The sequence below is a fragment of the Seohaeicola saemankumensis genome (genome assembly GCF_042678485.1).
Taxonomy (GTDB): domain Bacteria; phylum Pseudomonadota; class Alphaproteobacteria; order Rhodobacterales; family Rhodobacteraceae; genus Seohaeicola; species Seohaeicola saemankumensis.
This window is the reverse complement of the sequence record NZ_JBHTKR010000015.1, coordinates 2,501-6,471: the sequence shown is the minus strand read 5'-3', so window position 1 is coordinate 6,471 and position 3,971 is coordinate 2,501. Positions and strand designations below refer to the sequence as shown.

The window sequence follows — 3,971 nt, the reverse complement described above, 5'->3', positions numbered from 1 at the left end:
TTGGTTGCGGGAGTAGGATTTGAACCTACGACCTTCAGGTTATGAGCCTGACGAGCTACCGGGCTGCTCCATCCCGCGGTATTGATTGTGATCGTTTAGAGAGATACGATTTATTGAGTTCCTTTCTAGGTTTGGCGGTGACCTACTCTCCCACGTCTTGAGACGCAGTACCATTGGCGCGACGGCGCTTAACGGCCGGGTTCGGAAAGGGACCGGGTGTTTCGCTCGTGCTATGACCACCAAACCGAGGAAGGAACTCAACGGTTGTCCAAGTCAGTACTCTGAATGTGTATGCTTTTGATTTGTCAGTCATTCTTTTACTGGATCAAATCAAGCCTATCGGGCAATTAGTACCAGTCAACTGAACGCATTGCTGCGCTTACATCTCTGGCCTATCGACGTGGTGGTCTACCACGGCCCTCAGGGATACCTTGTTTTGAGGGGGGCTTCCCGCTTAGATGCCTTCAGCGGTTATCCTGTCCGTTCATAGCTACCCAGCACTGCCGTTGGCACGACAACTGGTCCACCAGTGGAACGTTCACCCCGGTCCTCTCGTACTAGGGGCAACTCCTCTCAAGTATCCTACACCCACGGCAGATAGGGACCGAACTGTCTCACGACGTTCTAAACCCAGCTCACGTACCTCTTTAAATGGCGAACAGCCATACCCTTGGGACCTGCTCCAGCCCCAGGATGAGATGAGCCGACATCGAGGTGCCAAACACTGCCGTCGATATGGACTCTTGGGCAGTATCAGCCTGTTATCCCCGGCGTACCTTTTATCCGTTGAGCGATGGCCCTCCCACTTGGGACCACCGGATCACTATGGCCGACTTTCGTCTCTGCTCGACTTGTCAGTCTCGCAGTCAGGCTGGCTTCTGCCATTGCACTCAACGAGCGATTTCCGACCGCTCTGAGCCAACCTTCGCGCGCCTCCGTTACTCTTTAGGAGGCGACCGCCCCAGTCAAACTACCCACCACACAGGGTCCCGGATCCGGATAACGGACCGCGGTTAGACATCAAGCAAAGCAAGGGTGGTATCTCAAGGGAGGCTCCACAGAAACTGGCGTCTCTGCTTCAAAGCCTACCACCTATCCTGCACATGCTTGGCCTGATGCCAGTGTGAAGTTGTAGTAAAGGTGCACGGGGTCTTTCCGTCTAACCGCGGGAAGCCTGCATCTTGACAGGCAATTCAATTTCGCTGAGTCTATGTTGGAGACAGCGGGGAAGTCGTTACGCCATTCGTGCAGGTCGGAACTTACCCGACAAGGAATTTCGCTACCTTAGGACCGTTATAGTTACGGCCGCCGTTTACCGGGGCTTCAATTCAAAGCTCTCACCTCTCCTTTTAACCTTCCGGCACCGGGCAGGCGTCAGACCCTATACGTCGTCTTACGACTTCGCAGAGCCCTGTGTTTTTAGTAAACAGTCGCCACCCCCTGGTTTGTGCCCCCAGCCTCTAGTTGCCTAGAAACCGGGCCTCCTTCTCGCGAACTTACGGAGGTATTTTGCCGAGTTCCTTCAACATAGTTCTCTCAAGCGCCTTGGTATTCTCTACCAGTCCACCTGTGTCGGTTTAGGGTACGATCTCATGGAGGGCTATTTCCAGGAACCGATCAGCGGCCCACCCAATCCGATAAGGGTGAACAACAGTCTCGATCCGTCACATCCTCCTGGCCCAGGAATATTAACCTGGTTCCCATCGACTACGCCTTTCGGCCTCGCCTTAGGGGTCGGCTTACCCTGCTCAGATTAGCTTTAAGCAGGAACCCTTGGACTTTCGGCGACAGGGTCTCTCACCCTGTTTGTCGCTACTCATGTCATCATTCTCGCTAGTGATCTCTCCACCGGATGGCTCACGCCCCGGCTTCACAGAAAGTATCTTGTCCTCCAAGGCCCCCCGAGAGGGGCTAAAGAGGATAGATACTATGTCACACTACGCTCTGCTACCATGCCTTACGGCATCCTAAGCTTCGGCTCATGGCTTGAGCCCCGTTACATCTTCGCCGCAGGACAACTTATTTAGACCAGTGAGCTGTTACGCTATCTTTAAAGGATGGCTGCTTCTAAGCCAACCTCCTGGTTGTTTTGGTCGTCCCACCTGCTTTCCCACTTAGCCATGAATTGGGGGCCTTAGCTGTAGGTCAGGGTTGTTTCCCTCTTCACGACGGACGTTAGCATCCGCCGTGTGTCTGCCATCTAGTACTCCCGGGTATTCGGAGTTTGGTTAGGATCAGTAAGCCTGTGGGGCCCCATTACCCATCCAGTGCTCTACCCCCCGGGGTATTCGGATGACGCTCTACCTAAATAGATTTCGCAGAGAACCAGCTATCTCCGAGTTTGATTGGCCTTTCACCCCTAGGCACAACTCATCCCGACCTTTTTCAACAGGTGTGGGTTCGGACCTCCAGTTAGTGTTACCTAACCTTCATCCTGGTCATGCCTAGATCACTCGGTTTCGGGTCTGATCCCACGAACTCAACGCCCTATTAAGACTCGCTTTCGCTGCGCCTACACCTAACGGCTTAAGCTTGCTCGTGAGACCAAGTCGATGACCCATTATACAAAAGGTACGCCGTCACAAGACTGGACACTAATGATAATCTGAACGTCAGTTCACGGGGATGGAGACTCGAAACTGTACGGTTTCAAGACCGGGGTTCGTGCCGTCGAGCCCTGCGTTCGACCGATGGTCGACCGAGAGGCCCATCCGCACACCCTGGCGGTTCTCATATCCCAGCTCTATGCCAGACCGGAACTGGATGGCGCCACCCAGGTCCACCTCTGCGCCCTGCAGGTAAATGCCGGGCATCGTGTGGAACTGTGCATACCATCTTTGGTTCGCGGTTGTGTATGTCGTTGTATTTCCAAGACCGATCCACAGCCCACCCGCGTCGGTGACTGATGCACCATAGGTGAACTGGAACGGGCCGCGTGCGGTTCCGGTCTGTTTGCGCAGGTAAATCTCTTCACCCACAACATCCTTCTGGAACACCACGTCGCCAACCGAGGCGGCGACATAGGGCGTGCGCGCGTTCTTGGCCAGGCAACCTTCATTCGGGCAGTGGTTCACGCCCATGTTGATCAGGCCCAGAACGAGCCCGACAAACGCAAAGGTTCCATCGGTAACAACGGCAAAATCTGACATGTCGGTTCACCCCGGGGACGGTTTAAAACTGACCCTTCGGGGTAGATTGTCATTAGAGTCCAGTCAAGCTCCGACTGATTGTAGGCGTTCGGTTTCAGGTACTGTTTCACTCCCCTCGTCGGGGTGCTTTTCACCTTTCCCTCACGGTACTGGTTCGCTATCGGTCAGTAAGGAGTACTTAGCCTTCGGGGGTGGTCCCCCGATCTTCAGACAGAATTTCACGTGTTCCGCCCTACTTAATACGTTCCATCGAGCTTCCCATACGGGGCTGTCACCCGCTATGGCCTGCTTTTCCAAACAGTTCTGGTCACTCTCAGGACTCGGCTGGTCCCCGTTCGCTCGCCGCTACTAGGGGAGTCTCTATTGATGTCCTTTCCTCCGGGTACTTAGATGTTTCAGTTCCCCGGGTTTGCTCTTAAAACCCTATGTATTCAGGTTAAAAGTACCTGGTTTACCCCATTATTGATCACCCCGAAGGGTAACAATAACAGAATATCAGGTGGGTTGCCCCATTCGGAAATTCATGGATCAAAGCATATTCTCAGCTCCCCATGACTTATCGCAGAGTATCACGTCCTTCATCGCCTCTTACTGCCAAGGCATCCACCAAACGCCCTTCTCGCGCTTGATTTGATCCAGAAAGAGAAAGACTCTTTCCGATCAAAAGCATACTTTCCCGCCCCGATGAACCGTGCGGATCATCGAGACATTTGGTTAGTGTACTTGACTTGGACAACTCTGTTCGTTTCGACCTTGCAGACATATGGGCAGCCGAGGAAAGGGCCGCGTCACATGCTCGCCGCGCCCGAAGGCTTGGCACAA

1 tRNA gene and 2 rRNA genes are annotated in these 3,971 nt (G+C 53.9%); all 3 read right to left on the bottom strand.

Features of this window, described 5'->3' with window-relative positions:
- Position 1: 1 nt before the first annotated feature.
- Positions 2–78: transfer RNA gene (locus ACFQ3C_RS18830), tRNA-Met, on the bottom strand.
- 51 nt (positions 79–129) lie between these two features.
- A 5S ribosomal RNA gene (gene rrf / locus ACFQ3C_RS18825) occupies positions 130–244 on the bottom strand.
- A gap of 82 nt (positions 245–326) precedes the next feature.
- Positions 327–3,780 (bottom strand): 23S ribosomal RNA (locus ACFQ3C_RS18820).
- Positions 3,781–3,971: the final 191 nt, after the last annotated feature.